At 57.3% G+C, this 19,840-nt stretch carries 21 protein-coding genes; 8 read left to right on the plus strand and 13 right to left on the minus strand.

What is annotated here, in order from left to right:
* From ACILP4_RS02260 to guaA, 4 genes are all read right to left on the minus strand, one after another.
* The coding region (locus ACILP4_RS02260; protein WP_395619232.1) for a glycerophosphodiester phosphodiesterase family protein at positions 1–150 on the minus strand (150 nt) is incomplete at its 3' end.
* 97 nt (positions 151–247) lie between these two features.
* Positions 248–601 carry an arsenate reductase gene (locus ACILP4_RS02265; protein WP_395619132.1) on the minus strand — a complete coding sequence of 118 codons (354 nt, stop codon included), beginning with the start codon at positions 599–601 and terminating at the stop codon, positions 248–250.
* A 28-nt stretch (positions 602–629) separates the two neighbouring features.
* Positions 630–839: a DUF2805 domain-containing protein gene (locus tag ACILP4_RS02270; RefSeq protein WP_395619133.1), complete on the minus strand. Its 210-nt coding sequence runs from the start codon at positions 837–839 to the stop codon at positions 630–632.
* A 13-nt stretch (positions 840–852) separates the two neighbouring features.
* Positions 853–2,427, minus strand: a complete 1,575-nt coding sequence (gene guaA / locus ACILP4_RS02275) for a glutamine-hydrolyzing GMP synthase (RefSeq protein ID WP_395619134.1) — start codon at positions 2,425–2,427, stop codon at positions 853–855.
* Between the two features lie 72 nt (positions 2,428–2,499).
* On the opposite strand from guaA, the gene ACILP4_RS02280 reads away from it, so the two are divergent.
* The gene (locus ACILP4_RS02280; protein ID WP_395619135.1) at positions 2,500–3,024 is read left to right on the plus strand and encodes a TetR family transcriptional regulator; all 525 of its coding nucleotides are present in this window, start codon (positions 2,500–2,502) and stop codon (positions 3,022–3,024) included.
* On the opposite strand, the gene ACILP4_RS02285 is transcribed toward ACILP4_RS02280, so the two are convergent.
* From ACILP4_RS02285 to tgt, 7 genes are all read right to left on the minus strand, one after another.
* Positions 3,021–3,371, minus strand: a complete 351-nt coding sequence (locus tag ACILP4_RS02285) for a hypothetical protein (RefSeq protein ID WP_395619136.1) — start codon at positions 3,369–3,371, stop codon at positions 3,021–3,023. The two genes, ACILP4_RS02280 and ACILP4_RS02285, sit on opposite strands and share 4 nt — an antisense overlap.
* 198 nt (positions 3,372–3,569) lie before the next feature.
* Positions 3,570–4,358: an exodeoxyribonuclease III gene (xth, locus tag ACILP4_RS02290; protein ID WP_395619137.1), complete on the minus strand. Its 789-nt coding sequence runs from the start codon at positions 4,356–4,358 to the stop codon at positions 3,570–3,572.
* A 155-nt stretch (positions 4,359–4,513) separates the two neighbouring features.
* Complete coding sequence (locus ACILP4_RS02295) at positions 4,514–4,840, minus strand: HesB/IscA family protein (protein ID WP_395619233.1); 327 nt, start codon at positions 4,838–4,840, stop codon at positions 4,514–4,516.
* Between the two features lie 132 nt (positions 4,841–4,972).
* Positions 4,973–5,704 carry a M23 family metallopeptidase gene (locus ACILP4_RS02300; RefSeq protein ID WP_395619138.1) on the minus strand — a complete coding sequence of 244 codons (732 nt, stop codon included), beginning with the start codon at positions 5,702–5,704 and terminating at the stop codon, positions 4,973–4,975.
* Between the two features lie 324 nt (positions 5,705–6,028).
* Positions 6,029–6,487: a peroxiredoxin gene (locus ACILP4_RS02305; protein ID WP_395619139.1), complete on the minus strand. Its 459-nt coding sequence runs from the start codon at positions 6,485–6,487 to the stop codon at positions 6,029–6,031.
* A gap of 13 nt (positions 6,488–6,500) precedes the next feature.
* Complete coding sequence (glnE, locus tag ACILP4_RS02310) at positions 6,501–9,191, minus strand: bifunctional [glutamate--ammonia ligase]-adenylyl-L-tyrosine phosphorylase/[glutamate--ammonia-ligase] adenylyltransferase (protein ID WP_395619140.1); 2,691 nt, start codon at positions 9,189–9,191, stop codon at positions 6,501–6,503.
* Positions 9,188–10,315, minus strand: a complete 1,128-nt coding sequence (tgt, locus tag ACILP4_RS02315) for a tRNA guanosine(34) transglycosylase Tgt (protein WP_395619141.1) — start codon at positions 10,313–10,315, stop codon at positions 9,188–9,190. The genes glnE and tgt overlap by 4 nt, the downstream gene beginning before the upstream one ends.
* A gap of 243 nt (positions 10,316–10,558) precedes the next feature.
* Here tgt and tldD point away from each other — a divergent pair, with 243 nt between their 5' ends.
* From tldD to ACILP4_RS02335, 4 genes are all read left to right on the plus strand, one after another.
* Positions 10,559–11,986 carry a metalloprotease TldD gene (gene tldD / locus ACILP4_RS02320; RefSeq protein WP_395619234.1) on the plus strand — a complete coding sequence of 476 codons (1,428 nt, stop codon included), beginning with the start codon at positions 10,559–10,561 and terminating at the stop codon, positions 11,984–11,986.
* Positions 11,987–12,040: 54 nt separating this feature from the next.
* Positions 12,041–12,745, plus strand: coding sequence for an endonuclease/exonuclease/phosphatase family protein (locus tag ACILP4_RS02325; RefSeq protein WP_395619142.1), 705 nt, complete (start codon positions 12,041–12,043; stop codon positions 12,743–12,745).
* 170 nt (positions 12,746–12,915) lie between these two features.
* Positions 12,916–13,254 carry a P-II family nitrogen regulator gene (locus tag ACILP4_RS02330; RefSeq protein WP_395619143.1) on the plus strand — a complete coding sequence of 113 codons (339 nt, stop codon included), beginning with the start codon at positions 12,916–12,918 and terminating at the stop codon, positions 13,252–13,254.
* 31 nt (positions 13,255–13,285) lie between these two features.
* The gene (locus ACILP4_RS02335; RefSeq protein WP_395619144.1) at positions 13,286–14,749 is read left to right on the plus strand and encodes an ammonium transporter; all 1,464 of its coding nucleotides are present in this window, start codon (positions 13,286–13,288) and stop codon (positions 14,747–14,749) included.
* Between the two features lie 890 nt (positions 14,750–15,639).
* Here the strand turns inward: ACILP4_RS02335 and ACILP4_RS02340 are convergent.
* Together ACILP4_RS02340 and ACILP4_RS02345 are read right to left on the minus strand one after the other, a co-directional pair.
* Complete coding sequence (locus tag ACILP4_RS02340) at positions 15,640–16,053, minus strand: polymer-forming cytoskeletal protein (protein WP_395619145.1); 414 nt, start codon at positions 16,051–16,053, stop codon at positions 15,640–15,642.
* A gap of 7 nt (positions 16,054–16,060) precedes the next feature.
* On the minus strand, positions 16,061–17,239 hold the full coding sequence (locus ACILP4_RS02345; RefSeq protein WP_395619146.1) for a peptidoglycan DD-metalloendopeptidase family protein: 1,179 nt from the start codon (positions 17,237–17,239) through the stop codon (positions 16,061–16,063).
* A 290-nt stretch (positions 17,240–17,529) separates the two neighbouring features.
* Here ACILP4_RS02345 and ACILP4_RS02350 point away from each other — a divergent pair, with 290 nt between their 5' ends.
* The 3 genes from ACILP4_RS02350 (at position 17,530) to rsfS (ending at position 19,835) form a co-directional block, all read left to right on the plus strand.
* Positions 17,530–18,783: a glutamate-5-semialdehyde dehydrogenase gene (locus tag ACILP4_RS02350; RefSeq protein WP_395619147.1), complete on the plus strand. Its 1,254-nt coding sequence runs from the start codon at positions 17,530–17,532 to the stop codon at positions 18,781–18,783.
* Between the two features lie 14 nt (positions 18,784–18,797).
* Positions 18,798–19,427: a nicotinate-nucleotide adenylyltransferase gene (locus tag ACILP4_RS02355; RefSeq protein WP_395619148.1), complete on the plus strand. Its 630-nt coding sequence runs from the start codon at positions 18,798–18,800 to the stop codon at positions 19,425–19,427.
* 63 nt (positions 19,428–19,490) lie between these two features.
* On the plus strand, positions 19,491–19,835 hold the full coding sequence (gene rsfS / locus ACILP4_RS02360) for a ribosome silencing factor (RefSeq protein ID WP_395619235.1): 345 nt from the start codon (positions 19,491–19,493) through the stop codon (positions 19,833–19,835).
* Positions 19,836–19,840 lie beyond the last annotated feature (5 nt).

Raw genomic sequence — 19,840 nt, forward strand, 5'->3', positions numbered from 1 at the left:
GCCATCCTTGGTCAGCACAAGGTCCGGCTCAATATAGTCGGCGCCTTGTTCAATCGCGAGGCTGTAGCTTGCCAGCGTATGTTCGGGCCGCTCGCCACTCGCGCCGCGATGGGCGATGACGATGACGTTGCCTTCAAGTGGTTGTTCCATGGCGTAGCTTTCCGGAATGGAGAAGGGCGACAATAAGAGGGTGGCGATCAAGAGGGGAAGCAAAAGTTTCATAATGCCTCTTTGCCCCCGCGAAGTTTCAATTCTGCGACAAAATCCCGTCCCATTCGGGTTCCTTGAATCCCACGAGCAAAGTCGCGCCACCTTCGACCACGGGCCGTTTGATCATCGACGGGTTGGCGACCATCAGCGCAATCGCCTTGGCCGCATAGATATCTGCCTTGTCGGCATCGGGTAGCTTCTTAAACGTGGTGCCCGCCTTGTTGAGCAGTCTCTCCCAGCCAACAAGTTCGCTCCAACGTTCCAAATCGGCCGCCGTGATGCCCGCCTTTTTATAATCGTGAAATTGATAACCAAGGCCGCGCGCGTCCAAATAAGTGCGCGCTTTCTTGACGGTGTCGCAATTGGGAATGCCGTATAGGGTAAGGGTCATGTGCTGGGTCCGTTACTTGCCGTAAATATCACTTATAATGCGCGCGCCGGTCGCCGAAGTCGCGGACGCGCTTGCGCCATGCGCGATAGCTTCCGGGTTTCAATTGCGTGCGCATGATGATTTTGACTTCGTCGGGTGTCACCTTGTGCTGCGCTGTGATCTGAGCGAAGCTGACATGGTCGGACAGCGCCATTTCGACGATCTCGCTGATCTGTGCAGGCGATAGCAAGCTGGTCATGACGGTGGAACGCTTATTCCCACTCAATCGTCCCGGGCGGTTTCGACGTATAGTCATAGACCACGCGGTTAATGCCCTTCACCTCATTGATGATGCGCGTCGACACACGGCTTAGGAACGCGCTTTCGAACGGATAAATATCCGCCGTCATGCCGTCGGTGGAAGTCACCGCGCGCAAGGCGCAGACATTGTCATAAGTGCGGCCATCACCCATCACGCCCACAGTGCGGACGGGCAGGAGAACGGCGAATGCCTGCCAGATTGCGTCATATAATCCGGCATTGCGGATCTCTTCGAGATAGACCGCGTCCGCCTTGCGCAGCACGTCGCAACGTTCTTTGGTCACTTCGCCCGGAATACGGATTGCAAGACCGGGGCCGGGGAAGGGGTGGCGGCCAACAAATTGGTCATTCAGGCCAAGCTCACGGCCCAAAATGCGGACCTCATCCTTGAACAATTCGCGCAATGGTTCGACCAGTTGCATATTCATCCGCGCAGGGAGTCCGCCGACATTATGGTGGCTTTTGATCGTAACCGATGGCCCGCCGGTGAAGCTGACGCTTTCGATGACATCGGGGTAGAGCGTGCCTTGCGCCAGGAAATCTGCGCCGCCGATTTTCTTGGCTTCTTCTTCAAAGACGTTGATGAATTCCGCGCCGATAAATTTGCGCTTCTTTTCAGGGTCGGTCACACCCGCCAACCCAGCCATGAAGCGTTCTTCGGCGTCCACGACCACGAGCGGGATGTTATAATGGTCGCGGAACAGGGTTTCGACCTGTGCGCGTTCGTTCATGCGCAGCAAGCCATGGTCGACAAACACACAAGTGAGTTGAGCGCCAATGGCTTCGTGAATCAGGATCGCGGCGACCGAGCTATCGACGCCGCCCGACAGGCCACAAATGACGCGGCCGGAGCCGACCTGCGCGCGAATTTCTGCGATTTTCGTCGCGCGGAATTCGGCCATCGTCCAATCGCCGGCGAGGCCGCAGACCTTATGCACGAAGTTAGAAATCAGCTTTGCGCCATCGGGGGTATGCACAACTTCGGGGTGGAATTGGATGCCATAATATTGCCGCGCTTCGTCGGCGATGAAGGCATAAGGCGCGCCATCGCTGGTGGCTACCACTTCAAAGCCCGGGGCAAGGCTGGTGACCTTGTCGCCATGGCTCATCCACACCTGATGCTTTTCGCCCGTCTGCCAAAGGCCATCGAACAAGGCACAAGGTTTTTCCACCTCAATAAAGGCACGGCCAAATTCGCCGCCATCGCCTTCGCTGACATGGCCGCCGAGCTGCATCATCATTGTTTGCTGGCCATAGCAAATGCCAAGAATGGGTAGGCCGCTGTCGAACACGCATTGTGGCGCGCGCGGGGAACCGGCCTGTGTGGTGGACGCTGGGCCACCGGACAAGATGATGCCCTTTGGCTGCATCCGCGCGAACGCCGCCTCGGCATTATTGAACGGGGCGATTTCGGAATAGACCCCGGCTTCGCGCACGCGACGCGCGATAAGCTGCGTCACCTGGCTACCGAAATCGATGATCAGGATGGAGTCCGAAGGTTCGCTATGTGTTTTGGATTCTGGCATGCCCAGCCGATAGAGATACTGGCGCACGCTGTCCAGTTGCCACCTTTGTCTTTGACGCGCTATGCTGCGCGCGTGAACAAGAATGACACCCGCCGCGCGGAGATTATCCAGCGATTGACCGATTATGTCTTAATAGAGGGATTGTCGGCGGCGAGCCTGCGTCCATTGGCCAAGGCGGCGGGGACGAGCGACCGGATGCTGCTCTATTATTTTGCCGATAAGCGCGCGATTATCACGGCGGTGTTGGAACAGATTTCGGCGCGGCTGGTGGCGCTGATGTCCGAACGGACCGCGTCTGAGCCATTGCCGTTGGAGGATCTGCGCCGCTTATTGGCCGGAATATTATTTGAGGATGCTTTATGGCCCTATATGCGCATCTGGCTTCAGGTGGCGGCGCGTGCGGCGATGGGCGATGCCTTTTATCGCGGCGTTGGCGAACAGATTGGCCGTGGCTTTTTGGACTGGGGTAAAATGCAGTTGAAGGCAGAGAGCGCGGCGCAGCTGGAGGTTGATGCCGCGCGCCTGCTGGTCAGCATGGAAGGCATGCTGTTCCTCAAAAGCATTGGCCTGGACGACGTAAACGCCAAGGCGCTTTAACGCCGGTTGTCGGCCCGTGCTTTGCCTAATAATATCGCTGCGCTGTCGCCTTTATGCCGGACGCTTTCGACAAGCAGATAGGCCGCCAGAAATGGCGCGCCCAAGTTGAACGCCGCAATTCCCAAGATCAGCCCGCCCACCGAAAAGGCATGCCGCCACGCGACCCACAGGCCCGACATTAAGAGGAAGCCCAAAAAGTCGAGATTAAACTGCCCCGGCCACGCCATCGCGGCGATGTCACCGAAAAATATCGGATATAATCCCATGCCATGATTAATGATGACGATGGCAGTGTAGACACCGATAACGGCAATGATAATGACGAGAAAAAGGCGGAACAAGGTCATGGTTCGGCTCCCAAAGCTGGAGCCCCCTCATAACAAATGTAGCGAGTGCTACAAGCGCTGATTTAGTCTGCCAGCTCCACCTAACCCTATCGTCATCCCTAACTTGTTTCGGGATAACGCACTGCCGTTGCTTGTTATCCCGAAACAAGTTAGGGATGACGAAGGCGGTTCAGGATAACAGGTTGCGGTGGTTCAGGCTTACGAAGTGCGCACGTCGTCCGCCAGCTCCACCCAAGTCGGCGCATGGTCGCTGGCTTTTTCGCGGCCACGATGGTCCTTGTCGACGCCGCAGCTTTGGAGTCGGTCGGCGACGGCAGGGCTTAACAAGAGATGGTCGATACGAAAGCCATGGTCACGTTGCCATGCGCCTGCCTGAAAGTCCCAAAAGGTCCACACCCCGCCTTGCGGATAATGCGTCGCGAGCGCATCGGTCCAGCCTTGGCCAAGCAAGGCGCGATAGGCGGCGATGCTTTCGGGCTGACGCAGCGCATCATCCAACATCGCCGCTGGCGCCCAGATATCATGTGCGTGCGGGATGACATTATAATCGCCCGCCAACACGGCCGGAATTTCCGCCGCCAGCAGTTCCGCTGCGCGGGCATAAAGTCGCTGCATCCATGCCAGCTTATAGTCGAATTTTGGGCCGGGCTGCGGATTGCCATTGGGCAAATAAATGCTCGCGACGCGGACACCGAAAACATCGGCCTCCAAATAACGCGCATGTTCGTCCAACGGATCGCCGGGCAAAGTGCGCTGCGTCTCTACGGGCTGTGCGCCCTTGGCGAGGATGGCGACGCCATTGAACGATTTTTGTCCATGCCAGATTGCGCCATAGCCCGCGCGTTCAAAGTCGGCGATGGGAAAACCCTCATCTTGCGACTTCACCTCTTGCAAACAGGCAATGTCGGGCTGCGTTTCCTCCAGCCATTCGAGCAATCGGGGCAGACGCGCCTTGACGCCATTAATATTGTAAGTCGCTATACGCATGCTGGAGCTTTAGCCGGAAAATCGGGATTACGAACCTATTTTTCGGACTGCGGGCGTTTCTAACCGGCTTCTTTATGTCTTCATGTCTTTGTGCGAACCCAACATTTTTGAAGGTTCGCACGAAGACGCGAAGATATGAAGAAATGAAGCCTCGATTAAACCGAAAAGCTGGATCCACAGCCGCAGCCGGCTTGGGCTTGCGGGTTGGTCACCTTGAAGCTCTTGCCGCCAAGCGATTCGACGAAGTCCACGGCGGACCCGCGCACGAGATCAAGGCTGATGGGATCCACAACCAGCGACGCGCCTTCGCCTTGCGCCTGAATATCGTCGGCCTCAATCGAGTCAGCCAAGCCAAAGCGATATTGAAAGCCCGAACAGCCGCCGCCTTCCACCGACAGACGCAGCACGGGATCTTTGCCCAATTTGGTTGCGATTTCGGCTACGCGGCGCGCGGCGTTAGGTGTCATGGAAATATCTGTCATGGAGATGACTTCAGTGTCGGTCATGAAGCTTATGTAGGCCATGCCACAGATAAAGAAAAGGGGCGGCAAAGTATCCGATGCCAGCCCCCAAGATTACACCCTCTCCCAAAGGTGATGCGTTAGCCTGTCCGCTTACTCACCTTCAGCAGGACCGCCAATGGCATTGCTATCAGCAGATTTTGAGGCAAGCAAGAAATTTGCGCCAGTCGGGTCTGATTGCTGTGGGGCAAGGAAAGCAATAGGGTTGATCGCTTCACCAGCGATGCGGACTTCATAATGCAGATGGCTTCCGGTGGAGCGGCCAGTTGAGCCCATATAGCCCAAGATGTCGCCCTTGCGGATGCGTTGGCCGGGGGTCACATTCATCGCCGACAAATGGCCATAACGTGTCTGCACCGCGTTGCCGTGGTTCACTTCCACAAATTTGCCATAGCCGCCAACCCATTCAGCGCGGCCAACGGTGCCGTCTGCGGTTGCGAAAATAGGGGTACCCACGGGGCCGGGAATATCGATGCCCTTGTGATTGCGGCTTGCGCCACGTGTGGGTGCATTACGATAGCCGAACCCGCTGGAGAATTTCATAGTCTCAACAGGGTTGATCGACGGAACGGCAACGGCAACCTTATGAACGGCGCCGTTGATGCGGCCCCAGCTGTCGTTCAGCGCGCGAAACTCAGGGTCCGAAACGCCAAGCGCAGTTTGGTTGGCCTTCAAATCTTCGGGTGAAATGCGGAAAGTGTCAGATGAAGCGGCGGCTGAATTTGCAACAGCAGGCGTAGCGACTGCCACAGCCACCAAGATGCTGATCGCAGAGGCAGCTTTCAGGATCAGTGATTGGCACGAAGCCAAAGCGCTGGATACCATGTGTGACGTTACCTTGTTGTTGCGACCCGCACCGATTTTGGCGCAGCCCCGAAAAATGACCAAGGCAGATTATCTGCCCACTTCTTATGAAAAGGGTCGTGTCCGATGGCTCAAATGAATGCAAGTTCTGTGTCCTGAACGCGGGACAAGCCGCCGCTCAAACGCGTTGAGTCGTTGAATTGAGGCTATGGCGCCTTACAAAATGACGGTTTACCGATGTTTTTAACGCGGCCATCGGCGTTTTGTTCCGGATGAACTGCAGGCGATGAACAGGATTCGGCCTATGTACGTTGCAACGGCGAAGTGCTTTTCAGCTACGCGGCCTTATAAAGCCTTCGCCGCTGCTAAAACCTCGGCCGCATGGTCCTTAACCTTCACCTTGCGCCAAATTTGGGCCACTTTGCCGTCCTTGCCGATCAGATAAGTCGACCGGTCAATGCCCATATATAATTTGCCATACATCGATTTTTCGACCCAAGCGCCCATTTGCTCGGTGGCATCACTCGATTCGTCGGACAGCAAATGGACATTCAGCGCATATTTCGCCGCGAATTTGGCGAGCTTGGCGGGCTTGTCCTTCGACATGCCGTAAACGGGGCAATGCAACGCGGCAAATTCGGCGGCCAATTCCGTAAAATCCTTCGCCTCATTGGTGCAACCGGGCGTATCCGCTTTGGGGTAGAAATAGAGCACGAACGGGCCAGAAAGCGCCGCCAGATTGACCGCATTGCCGGCGCTATCGGCGACGGTCACGTTGGGCAGCGTGTCGTTGATATCGGTCATTTCTTGGTCCTTTTCAAAAATCGCGTGCACCAAATAGGCTGTGCCATTGGGGCATAACAACACCGCGATAATCCCTAAGCGCCTGTGTTAACCCATCCCAGTCGTTAAAGCCCAAGCTGTGTGCAATCAGCTTTTGTGCCGCCTCGGGCGGGGCGGCGCAATCGGGCGCAATTAGGCGCACCATGACCAACAACCGCGCCATCAAGGCAAAGGCCTTGGCAAAGTCCGCTTGCAAATGTCCGGCTGCCACCAACGCGTCAATTGCTGGGCCAAGCTGTGGTTGCATGCCATCATGCGTTTCCAACTGCAGTGCGTGAATGATGAACTCCATATCCACCAATCCGCCCGGCAGCAGCTTTACGTCCAGCTCCCCTTTTGCTGGCTTATGCGCCGCCATATCCTTGCGCATCGTTGCAATATCGTGGCGCAGCGTGTCGGCATCGCGTGGTGTATGCAAAACATCGCGGATGATCTCGGCGACATCTGTTCGCGCGCCGGCTGATCCAAAAAGCACGCGCGCCCGGGTGAGCGCCATATGCTCCCACGTCCACGCGTTCACCCGCTGATATTGGTCAAAGCTTTTTACCGACGCGCATAATAGTCCGTCCGCGCCCGATGGCCGAAGCCGTGTGTCAATTTCATATAAAGCGCCTGAGGCTGTGGCCACGGACATCGCCGCAATCACCCGCTGCGTGAGCCGGTTAAAATATTGCGTCGCACCCAGCCCGCGCGGTCCATCGGATTCCGCCAGATGATCGCCGGTGAATAGCAGGATGAGGTCCAGGTCCGATGCGTGCGTCAATGCCTCGCCACCCAGCCTGCCTAAAGCGAGAATGATCAGCTCGCCGCCATTTATCTTGCCATGCGCCTTTTCAAATTCGGCCACGGTCGCTGCCGTTAGCGTCTTCAGCGACGCCTCCGCCAAATGCGCATACGCCCGCGCAATCGCCAAAGCGTCGCTGCGGCCCTCAATCAACTGCACGCCCAGGGCAAAGCGTTTTTCGCCGACATAATCGCGGACGATGTCGAGGGTGGATTGATAATCGGAATTGCCAATCCGGCGCTGCATCGCGTCCTGCAATGCCGACACATCACCGGGCAAATGCATGGCGCTGGTATCGATCAACGCATCCAGATAGCGGCTTTGACGGCCCAGATCGTCGGCCAAAGTCGGCGCATAGCTTAAGATATCTGCGACCAGTTGCACGAGGCCGGGGCGCGCTTCCAGCAAGCGGAAGACGTTTATCGCGCTGGGCATTGCCTCAATCATATTGTCAAAGCGCGCAATCGCACGGTCCGAATCGGGCGCTTGCGCCAGCGCCGCCATGATTGCGGGCAACACCGCCTCAAACGCGTCACGCGCCGACGGGCTGCGGATCGCGCGGATTTTGCCGCTACGCCAACGGGCCAATCGCTGCATCACAGCGGCAGGGTCGGCATAACCAAGATCAGTGAGCTGTTCTTCCAGCGGCAGACCTTCCTCCGCCAATCTGGGCCCTTCGCTACCCCCTGCATCGACCATGCGGTCATAGATCGCCGCCACTTGCGCCGTGATTGGCGCAATCGCCGCAATCAACGCGTCGGCATCCTGTAAGCCATGCAGCCGCGCGACAGCATCGGCAGTTTCGCGATTGGCGGGTATTTCATGCGTTTGCCGGTCGCTGTGCATTTGCAAGCGATGTTCGAATATCCGCAATTGCGTATAGGCAAAGGACAAGGTCTCGGCCTCTTGCAAGCTGATCGGCCCTGCCGCCGCTAGCGCTAGGAGGGCCACGCGTGTGTCGGGGATTCGCAAAACGGGGTCGCGGCCGCCATGGATGAGCTGATGCGCTTGGGCGAAAAATTCGCATTCCCTTATGCCGCCATGGCCACGCTTGAGGTCAAAACCGAGGCCCATTTTCTGCCCCTTGGCATAATGGTCGCGGATTTGCGCGGTCATCGCAGTGATGTTTTTCAACTGTCCGAAATCAAGCGATTTGCGCCAGATGAACGGCTGAATGGCCTTCAAGAAATAATCACCCAATGCGCGGTCGCCTGCGCTGACCCGTGATCGGATGAAGGCCGCTTGCTCCCACGCCAAAGCGGACGATTCATAATAGCCGATAGCGGCCTCCACCGGCAGGACGATGGGGCTGACCTCCGGCGAGGGGCGCAGCCGCATGTCGACGCGAAAGACATAGCCATCTCCGTCCAGCGCGGAAAGCAGCTCAATCACCCGCCGGCCATATCGCACCGCCGCCTCCGCCACATCATCGCGTTCGCGGTGGGGCAAGGTTTTGGGATCGAACAAAAATATCGGGTCAATGTCCGACGAATAATTTAGCTCCTGCCCGCCATGCTTGCCCAATGCGATAACGGCAAAGCCTTGGTTGGGCGCACCCGGCACACGTTCTTCAATGGCCGCGGCGATGGCTTGATCGAGGGCATGGTCGGCAAAATCGGACAGGATGCGCGTGACGCAGCCGAGGTTCCAGATACCCGCTAGGTCCGCAATGGCGGTCACCAATGCAACGCCTTGACGCTGTTTCCGCAATGCCGTGCCGACCGACTCCGCGCTGCGGGCAAGGGCCATATTGAGCGCTTCGTCGAAATTGCCCGCGTGGATCAGCGGCATTAGGTCCGCATTGCGGTCGATCAGGCCCGAAAGAAACGGACTGTTGGCCTGCACGCGTTTCAGTGCATCATTGATCGATGCCGCGCTCATGCCTTCAAATAATCCCGTCGGAAATCTTGAGCGAAGGCTGCAAAGCGCTTTTGCGCTATCGCCGCGCGCATGTCGGCCATCAGCATCTGGTAATAATGCAGATTGTGCTGCGTCATCAGCATCGCGCCCAAAATCTCGCCCGAACGAATCAAATGATGGACATAGGCCCGCGTCCATGTCGCGCATACAGGGCAGGTGCAGCGGTCATCAATCGGGCCTTGGTCCTCCGCAAATTTGGCGTTGCGGATGTTGATGGGGCCATGATGGGTAAAGGCTTGGCCGTTGCGGCCCGACCGTGTGGGCAAAACGCAATCGAACATATCAATCCCGCGCTCGACCGCGCCGACCAAATCGTCGGGCTTGCCCACGCCCATTAAATAACGTGGCCGGTCGGCGGGCAATTGGTCAGGCGCATAATCGAGGCATCCGAACATTGCCTCTTGCCCTTCACCCACCGCAAGGCCGCCAACGGCATAGCCGTCAAAGCCAATGTCGATGAGCGCATCGGCGGACCGCTTGCGCAATTCTTCGTCCAAGGATCCTTGTTGAATGCCGAACAAAGCCGCGCGCGCCGCATGTTCGCCGCCGCTGTCAAAGCCGTCACGGGAACGCTTTGCCCAGCGCATCGACAACTCCATCGATTTGATAGCTTCGTCCCGTGACACGCCATTGGCAGGGCATTCGTCAAAGGCCATAACAATGTCGGAACCCAATAGGCGCTGGATTTCCATCGAGCGTTCGGGGGACAGCATATGTTTCGACCCGTCCAAATGGCTTTGGAATGCTACGCCTTCTTCGGTGATCTTGCGCAAGGCCGACAGGCTCATCACCTGATAGCCACCGCTGTCGGTCAGGATCGGACGGTCCCACCCCGAAAATTGATGCAAGCCGCCCAACCGCGCCACCCGCTCCGCACCGGGACGCAGCATCAGATGATAGGTATTGCCAAGAATGATGTCCGCACCCGTCGCCCGCACTTCGTCTGGGCGCATGGCCTTGACCGTGGCAGCGGTGCCCACGGGCATGAAGGCGGGCGTACGAATTTCGCCGCGCAACATCTGAATGCTGCCCGTGCGGGCCTTGCCATCCGTGGCGGAAATCGAAAAATGGAATCGCGTGGTCATGAGGAAGCTTTACTAGCATCCAACAGCTTTGTCATTGCTGCCTTCGCCAAATCCATAGTCATCCGAAGTTAAACCTATCGTCATCCTGAAACAAGTTCAGGATGACGAGGAAGGTGTATGTTCAGGATGACGAAGCGGGGTGAGTCAGTTCAGGATGACGAAGCCGTGGCGTTTGAAAGTCGCTGGCGCACAAAAACACAAATTGCCCTTTCAACCGCCGCCGCACAGGCCCATATAGGCGCCATGACTTATACAGACCCACGCGCCTATCTTTATCAACCCGGCTTGCTTGATCCTGACGCAGCGCAGCGCATTACGCGGGATGCTTTGAAAGCCTGCGATGATGGCGAGCTGTATCTCCAATATAGCGCGACCGAGAGCTTTGGTTTTGATGATGGTCGCCTCAAAATGGCGGATTATTCGACCGGATCGGGTTTTGGCCTGCGCGGCGTTTCGGGCGAGATGACAGGGTTCAGCCATGCCAATGACATGAGCGAGGCCGCGATCCGCCGTGCTGGCGAGACGTTGAAGCTGCTGGATCCCACAAAGGATCAACCCGCGCCGCCACCGCGCCAGAACAACCGGCATTTATACACCGATGGCAACCCGCTGGAGCTGGTGCCCTTTGCGCAAAAGGTCGCGCTTTGCCAACAAATCGACGCTGCCGCCCGCGCCCGTGATCCGCGCGTTGCGCAAGTGAGCGTCAGCCTGTCGGGCAGCTGGAGCGTGGTAGAAATCGTCCGCGCCGATGGCTTCATCGCCACCGATGTCCGGCCCTTGGTGCGCCTCAATGTCGGTATCGTCGCGCAAGATGGCGAACGCCGCGAAACTGGAAATCATGGTTTTGGCGGACGCTATCTCTACGATAAATTATTTGAAGAACAGGAATGGGAACATGCCATTGACGTCGCCTTGGCGCAGGCGTTGACCAATTTGCGGTCCGTCGCTGCGCCCGCCGGCGAAATGACCGTGTTGCTTGGGCCTGGTTGGCCCGGCGTTTTGCTGCATGAGGCAGTTGGCCATGGTTTAGAAGGCGACTTCAACCGCAAGGGCAGCAGCGCTTTCTCCGGCAAAATCGGGCAGCGCGTGGCCGCGCCCGGCGTTACCGTGGTCGATGATGGCACGATGCAGAACCGACGCGGGTCGCTGTCCATTGATGATGAAGGCACGCCGACTCAGGAAAATGTCCTGATCGAAGACGGCATCTTGCGCGCTTATATGCAGGACCGCATGAATGCACGCCTGATGGGTGTGGAGCCCACCGGCAATGGTCGCCGCGAAAGCTTCGCCCATGCACCGATGCCGCGCATGACCAATACATTTATGCGCAGCGGCCAAGATGATCCGGCTGAACTGTTTAGCCGCGTCAAAAATGGCATTTTCGCCAAAAGCTTTGGCGGCGGCCAAGTCGACATCGTGTCGGGGAAATTCGTGTTTAGTTGCACCGAGGCTTATTTGGTGAAGAACGGTAAGCTTGGTGACCCAATCAAGGGCGCGACCTTGATCGGCGATGGCCCAACGGCGCTCAACAAGGTCATTGGCCTTGGCAATGACATGGCGCTGGATGAAGGCGTTGGCGTCTGCGGCAAGGCGGGGCAAAGCGTGCCTGCGGGCGTTGGGCAACCTACGACTTTGGTCAGCGCGCTGACGGTGGGCGGGACGGCTGGTTGATCGGTGCCTGTATTCGGCCAGAACGCCGATAGGGCCTGACCTTGTGACCGATATATGAGCCACGCGGTCAAGATTGCGACCTATAATATCCGCAAGGCGGTGGGGTTGGATCAACGCCGCAACCCAGAACGAATCTTGTCGGTGCTCAACGAAATCGACGCGGATATTGTTGCGTTGCAAGAGGTGGACCGCCGTTTTGGCGCACGGGTCAGCGCGCTTCCCTTGGCGATGTTAGCGGCGGATACGCCTTATGTGCCCGTGCCGTTGAACTTTCGCCCTGCGGCGATTGGCTGGCACGGCAATGTGATTTTATTGCGCAAGGGTATTGAGGTCCGCCATGCCCAACCCATCGATATGCCAACGCTGGAACCGCGCGGCGCGGTGATGGCGGAACTGTCCGTAAGCGGGCATAGCTTGCGCGTGATTGGCGTGCATCTGGATTTGTCGGGGCTATGGCGGCGTAAGCAAATTCGGGCTTTATTGGCCGCTGTGGATGCCAGCCCCCGATACATGCCCACGGTGATGATGGGTGACTTTAACCAATGGTCGGACAAAGGTGCACTCAGCGAGCTTGCCTTTCACCATCACCGCTTGGTGCAGACGCCCAAAAGCTTCCACACGGCGCGCCCAGTCGCGCGATTGGACCGGATAATTGTCAGCCACGATGTGCGCGTCACTGCTGCGGACAGCCATATTTCGGCTTTTTCGAAACAAGCATCGGACCATCTGCCTTTGTGGGCGACGATAGAGATTGGTTAATTGCCTAAATATTAGGCATCAAAAAATGCCTGATTAAATAATAGGCACATATTGCTTCTGCGCAGCGCCAGCGCCTCTCACCATAACTGAATAGCGACGCTTTTGCGTGCTTCCTGCGTTCTGGCACGGGGTTTGCATATTGCATTGCACAACCAAAATTGGGGGCGTGCATGAAATATATTATCGCTGTGATTAAACCGCACAAGCTGGACCCGGTGCGCGAAGCGCTCACCGCGTTGGGCGTGTCCGGCATGACCGTGACTGAGGTCAAAGGCTTTGGCCGGCAAAAGGGTCAAACCGAAATCTACCGTGGCGCCGAATATGCAACCAATATGGTGCCAAAGGTAAAGATCGAGATTGCCTGCGCGTCCGATCAAGCGCCTGCGGTTATTGAGGCCATTCAGATTGCCGCCGAAACCGGCGCCATTGGGGATGGCAAAATTTTCGAATTCGATCTTGCGGGCGCGTTACGCATCCGCACCGGCGACACCAACGAAACCGCGCTTTGACGCGATCATATCAAGCTAGGGGAACCAGATAATGTCAAAGGCACTGAAATTTTTAGGCGCGGCGGGGGCGACAATATTCGCTGCCTTGCCTGCCTTTGCGCAGGAGGTTGTGGAGAAAGCAGCTGACGGCGCGGCGGCGGCTGGCGCTGCTGTTGCAGACGGCCCGATCAAGGCCCCGACGGTCGAACAAATGGCGGGCATGGTCGACAAGGGCGATACCACATGGATGCTGATCAGCTCTGCCTTGGTATTGCTGATGTCTATTCCGGCATTGGCCTTATTCTATGGCGGCCTGGTCCGTACAAAGAATATGTTGAGCCTGTTGATGCAGGTGTTCATGATTGTGTCGGTCGCGGCACTTGTCTGGGTGACCTATGGCTACAGCCTGTCCTTCACCAGCGGTAACGCCTTCATTGGTGGCTTCTCTAAGATATTCCTTCAAGGGGTCGATACGACTACGTTCGCTGCGACATTCAGTAATAATGTCTACATCCCTGAATATGCCTTTGTGGTGTTCCAGATGACCTTTGCTTGCATTACGCCGGCGTTGATCGTCGGGGCATTTGCCGAACGGATCAAGTTCACGCCGTTGATGATTTTCACGATATTGTGGCTGACCTTCGCATATTTCCCCATCGCGCATATGGTTTGGTATTGGGCAGGGCCAGATTTCCTCGCTGATGCACCAACGGACATGGGCCTGTTATGGGGCTGGGGCGCGCTGGATTTTGCCGGTGGTACCGTCGTACACATCAACGCAGGCATCGCAGGGCTTGTAGGCTGCCTCATCATCGGCAAGCGTGTTGGCCATGGCAAGGAAGCCACGCCGCCACATTCGATGACGATGACGATGATCGGCGCGTCGCTTCTCTGGGTGGGCTGGTTCGGCTTTAACGCGGGCTCCAATTTGGAAGCCAATGGCTTGGCGGCTCTGGCGTTCATCAACACCTTTGTCGCGACGGCTGCGGCGGCGGTGGCATGGTGCCTGATTGAGCAATTCCACCATGGCAAGCCTTCGTTGCTGGGTGCGGTTACCGGCGCTGTTGCGGGTCTGGTTGCGATTACGCCTGCCAGCGGATTTGCCGCGCCCATGACCTCAATCCTGCTTGGCTTTGCCGCATCAGGCCTGTGCTATGTCTTCGTCGCTTATGTGAAGAACAAGCTGGGCTATGACGACACGCTCGACGTCTTTGGCGTGCATGGTGTCGGCGGTATTGTTGGCGCGATTGGCGTCGGCATCGTGGCGGACCCCGCTTTGGGTGGTCAGGGCTGGATCGACTATACGGTGTTCCCGGCGATTCCCGGAGAATATGACATGGCCAGCCAAGTGATGACGCAGCTTTGGGCGGTCGGCACGACTGTTTTGTGGACGGGTATTGTCTCGGCCATCCTGTTCTACGCGCTGAAATTCACCACGGGCCTGCGTCCAACCGAAGATGCTGAGCGTGAGGGCCTAGACCTCACCGAACATGGTGAGCGTGCTTACAACTATTGAGTTTTACGACTTGGCGGCGGGGCGTTCTCTCCTCTCCTTTTGCGCCCCGCCCCCTCCCGATGTTCCTCCCGCGAACATCCAACTTATGGCCCGGACCCTTTATGGTTCGGGCCTTTTTTATGGGATGCGCGCCTGTGTAAGGCTGCCACCCCCCACTTCGTCACCCTGAACTTGTATCCGAATGAATTCACAAAACTCGTCATCCTGAACTTGGTTCAGGATAACAGGTGACGTCGGTGTGTTATCCTGAAACAAGTTCAGGATGACGATAGTTGGTTCAGGATGACGATGCGGAACTTAAAAAACCACTTTCCTACAAATAACCAGATAGGTTATTTGATTCGCGTCATGCAGGCTGCGGTCTAGAACGTGGGTCGGGATGATGGGAACGCTGGCGCGGAAACGCGCTGGCACGGCCGGCGCGATAGGGTGCTTGCTTCAGCCTCTCAAAAGGGCCTGTTGCATCAAGCTCTGAACAGCGCACAAAAGGCTGGGTGTGGCGGCGTTATCCGCCCCGTTCGTCATGGACGGCCTTGGGGTCTTTAGGAACCTTCACCCCCAAGGAAGCAGCCCAGCCAAGATAAAGGCGGCTCCTGGAATGAGACTGATGGAACAAACGAGCCTTAATCCACAAACACCATCAGCCGGAAGCAGCACCAGCGCTTCCGCGTCGGCCGTCCCCCTTTTCATGCGTGTAAACGCGCGCGGATTTTGTTGGAAATATTGTTGCGCGTGTAGGAAATTATGCTGTCGGCTTCAAAACCGCCATCCTGAACTTGTTTGACCTGCGGTCATTTCATTCCAGGATAACACGCCACGATTGTGCGTTATCCCGAAACAAGTTAGGGATGACGATGAGGGTTGTGCGATGAGGGTGGCGCACCTTCCGTTTAAGCGACTTTGGAATCGCTTGTGAGGATTAAGGGATCGCTATTCTTGCCGACATTCGCCTGCGCGCCTGAACTGCTTGGCTTGGTGGCGGACTTGTGGCTGAACTTGCCCTCAATCTGGCCGCCGGGTGCGATGGTCAGATTGCCGTAGATCACGTCGCCTTTAACACGGGCGGACGATTCGATGACGAGGTCATTGGCCTCGATCGAGCCTTCGACATGGCCAGAAAGCTTCGCCGATTCGGCGGTAACTTTGCCCGCGATAATGCTGCCTTCGCCCTGCACCAGATTGCCGCAGGTCACATCGCCCTGCACCTTGCCGTCGATATGAAGGTCGACTCGCGCCGACAGATTGCCGACGATTTCGACGTCGGATGCAATGATCGAGAATGTATGACCTGAATTGTTGCGCACGCTTATATTATTCCTTTGTGGCAGAGTCGGCTCGGTTTCCGGCGACTGTTTGGACCTTGAGAACATCTGGATTTGCCTCCAAAAACTTACGTGGGTTAATCGCCTGACCGTTTAAGCGCACCTCGAAATGCAGATGGCTTCCGGTTGACCGACCCGTGCTGCCCATCCGTCCGATTTGAACGCCGCGTTCAACCATCTGACCCCGCCGGACATTTAAGCCCGACAAATGTGCATAGCGTGTAACCAAGCCATTGGCATGTCTAATTTCGATCGTCTTCCCATAGCCGCCATTAAAGCCAGCCAGCACGACCGTGCCTTTCGCTGCAGCAAGGATGGGGGTGCCGACAGGGCCTTTAAAATCCAGACCAGCATGCATCGCGCCGCCGCCGGTGAAGGGATCGCTACGATAGCCAAAGCCGCTCGACATCATCATCGAGGCAGCAGGCATTGCGGTGGGGATTGCGGCCAGGGCGCGTTCCATCGCGTCCATGCGGCCAAGCGCTGCGGCGAGTTTCAAGAAACGCGGGTCGCGGACATCCTTTTTACCTTTGCCGAAGAATGGCTCAAACAGACCGCCCTGCGCATTGCGGGCTTGGCGGGCCAAGACTTCGGGATTGAGCCCGAATTGGCGGATGGCGGCTTCGGCCTTCAATGTCCGCGCGTGCGCCACCTTCGTCATTTTTTCGGCGAACCGAATTTGCCGGGCTTCGACACGGGCAAGGCCCGCAGCTTCGGGGACCATCGCGCTAATGGTCTTCACGGCCTTTTCTTCTTCACGCGACTCGGTCGATGCTGCGGGCGCTTGGGCTTCGGCCTCGGATAAATCACCCAGATATTGGTCGCCCAGGCTTTCCAGCATTTCCTGCCGACGTTCCAAATCTTTCGTCACTTCGTCGATAGAGCCACGATAGCTGGCCACGCGCTCTTCGGCGGATTCCACCTTTGCCTCTTGCTCGGTCAGCGCCAGGCGCTGTGCGGTGACGGTCATTTGATTGATGGCCATGCCAAAAGTGACCAATAACCAAACACCGATTACGGACGCCAAGGTAAAAGCGGTGCGGCGTTGCAATTGCGCCGATATTTTCAAAAACCGGACTTGGCCATTGGCCCGCATGAAAAATTCGCGGTCAATAAACCATCCAGCTATCCGGTTTTTCCAACCGGACATTCTGATTTTTAGCGACACGACCCACCCCGTTATATTGGATGTCCGTATCTAGCAGAGGAGATGGGGCCCGGCGAATCAGCGAAAGCCGACTCGTGACGAGTCGGTTGAGTCGTGCGATGAGCTGTGGAAAACCCTCTCAAATGCCTCTCCGGATATGCCCGAATCGGCATTCATCATTCACGTTAAGTACGTAAAATTACGTAAATTCAGATATATATCTTCGATTCGCATTTGTTCCTTCTGCGATGCATGTGAAATAGGGACGACCGCTTTCCCTTTTGGAACCATTTCTCTACGAGTATCTGGCAATGACACACAGCAACATTTTGATGACCGAGCTAACGGCGAAGGCGCGCATCGCAGCCCGGCATTTGGCGGGCGTGGATGACGCGGCGAAGGCGACTGCGCTCACCGGCGCGGCGCAGGCATTGCGCGATCGCATGGCAGAGATTCTCGCGGCCAATGCCCGGGATGTCGACGCTGCGGTCGCGGCTGGAATTTCACCTGCAATGCTGGACCGGTTGACGCTGGATGCCGCGCGCGTTGCGGCGATGGCGTCTGCGGTCGAAGTGGTCGCAACGCTGGACGATCCTGTTGGCAAAATCATCGACCGTAGCGAACGACCCAACGGCTTAGTGATGGAGCGCGTGCGCGTACCCGTCGGCGTGTTGGGGATCATTTATGAAAGCCGGCCCAATGTGACCGCCGATGCGGCGGCCTTGGGGCTGCGGTCGGGTAATGCCGTTATCCTGCGCGGCGGCAGCGAAGCGGTGCATAGCAACCATGCTATCCATGCCGCGATGGTGCAAGGCGTGACGCAGGCTGGCCTTCCCGCCGAGGCGATTCAGCTTGTCCCAACACAGGACCGTGCGCTGGTCGGCGACATGCTGCGCGCGCAAGGGCAAATTGACATGATCATCCCGCGCGGCGGGAAATCGCTTGTTGCGCGGGTTCAGGATGAAGCCCGCGTCCCTGTGCTCGCGCATCTGGACGGGATTTGCCACAGCTATGTGCACAAGGACGCCGATCCCGATATGGCGCAAGCGATTGTGGTCAACGCCAAAATGCGGCGCACCGGCATTTGCGGCGCGACTGAGACGGTATTGATTGATCAGGATTATCCCGCGCCTGCCGCGTTGATAACGGCGCTACTCGATGCCGGTTGCGAAGTGCGGGCGGACGATGTGTTGATGGAACTGGATGCACGGACGGTCTCTGCCGATGCGCAGGATTGGGATACCGAATATCTCGATACGGTCATTTCGGCTTGCGTCGTGTCCGGCCTAGATGAAGCTATGGCGCATATTGCCCGCCATGGGTCGCACCATACCGACGCGATCATCACGCAAGATACGTCCGCCGCCGCACGTTTCTTGGCAGAGGTCGACAGCGCGATTGTCATGCATAACGCCTCCACCCAATTTGCCGATGGCGGCGAATTTGGCTTGGGCGCGGAGATTGGCATTGCGACGGGCCGCCTGCATGCCCGTGGCCCGGTCGCGCTGGAGGGGCTGACGACCTATAAATGGGTCGTGCGCGGACAGGGCCAGACGCGCCCTTGAAAAGAGATGCGTCCTTGAAAACCATTGGTCTCATGGGTGGATCATTCAATCCTGCGCATCAAGGGCACCGCGCGATTAGCCTGTTCGCGATAGATTCGCTTGGCCTAGATGCATTTTGGTGGATGGTCTCGCCGGGTAACCCGCTAAAGCCCAAATCGGACATGGCCCCCTTGCCCGCGCGCATGGCATCGGCCAAGGCGCAGGCGCGCGGCACGCCGATTAAAGTCACCGCTATCGAGCGTGAATTTGGCACGGTGTACACCGCAGAAAGCTTACAAAAACTGGTGGCGCGCTATCCGAAAACCCGGTTCATCTGGATCATGGGGGCGGACAATTTGTTGCAATTTCACCACTGGCGGCGGTGGCGCGATATAGCGCGGTTGATGCCGATTGCAGTTATCGCCAGACCCGGCTATAAGGGTCAAGTCGTTGCGGGTCCCGCAATGGCCTGGTTCAGACGGTTTGTCCGGCGTCCGGAACAGCGTCATCACTGGACGAAATGGAGTACGCCAGCGCTTGTCTTTTTGCGCTTTCGTCCAGATCCGCGTTCGGCCACCGCTCTTCGGCGCGCTGACCCATATTGGTTTCACCGATATAAGGAACTTGGAACGCGGGACGGCGTTACCCGAAATATTGTGCTTTAAGGAGCCATCTTGATCGACACTGCTTCCGTTCCTGCGCCGACTGCAAAGTCCAAGGAACCCACATTGACCCCTGACGCGCTCCACGCGCTGGTTCTCCAATCGCTCGACGATGATCAAGCGCAAGAGGTGGTCACCATCCCGCTTGAAGGGAAAAGCAATATTGCCGACCATATGGTCGTCGCATCTGGCCGCTCGTCGCGCCAAGTCGCGTCCATGGCGCAGAAACTTGCCGAGCGTATCAAAAAGGCTGGACGGCATGCCCGTATTGAAGGTCTGCCCTCGGCGGACTGGGTGTTGATTGATGCCGAAGATGTCATCGTGCATCTGTTCCGCCCCGAAGTCCGCAGCTTCTACAATCTGGAACGCATGTGGGCCTTTGGCGACGCGCCCGAAGTCGCGTCGCAATAAGACCG

Origin of the sequence: Sphingorhabdus sp., from assembly GCF_044239045.1 — a bacterium.
GTDB lineage: Bacteria > Pseudomonadota > Alphaproteobacteria > Sphingomonadales > Sphingomonadaceae > Sphingorhabdus_B.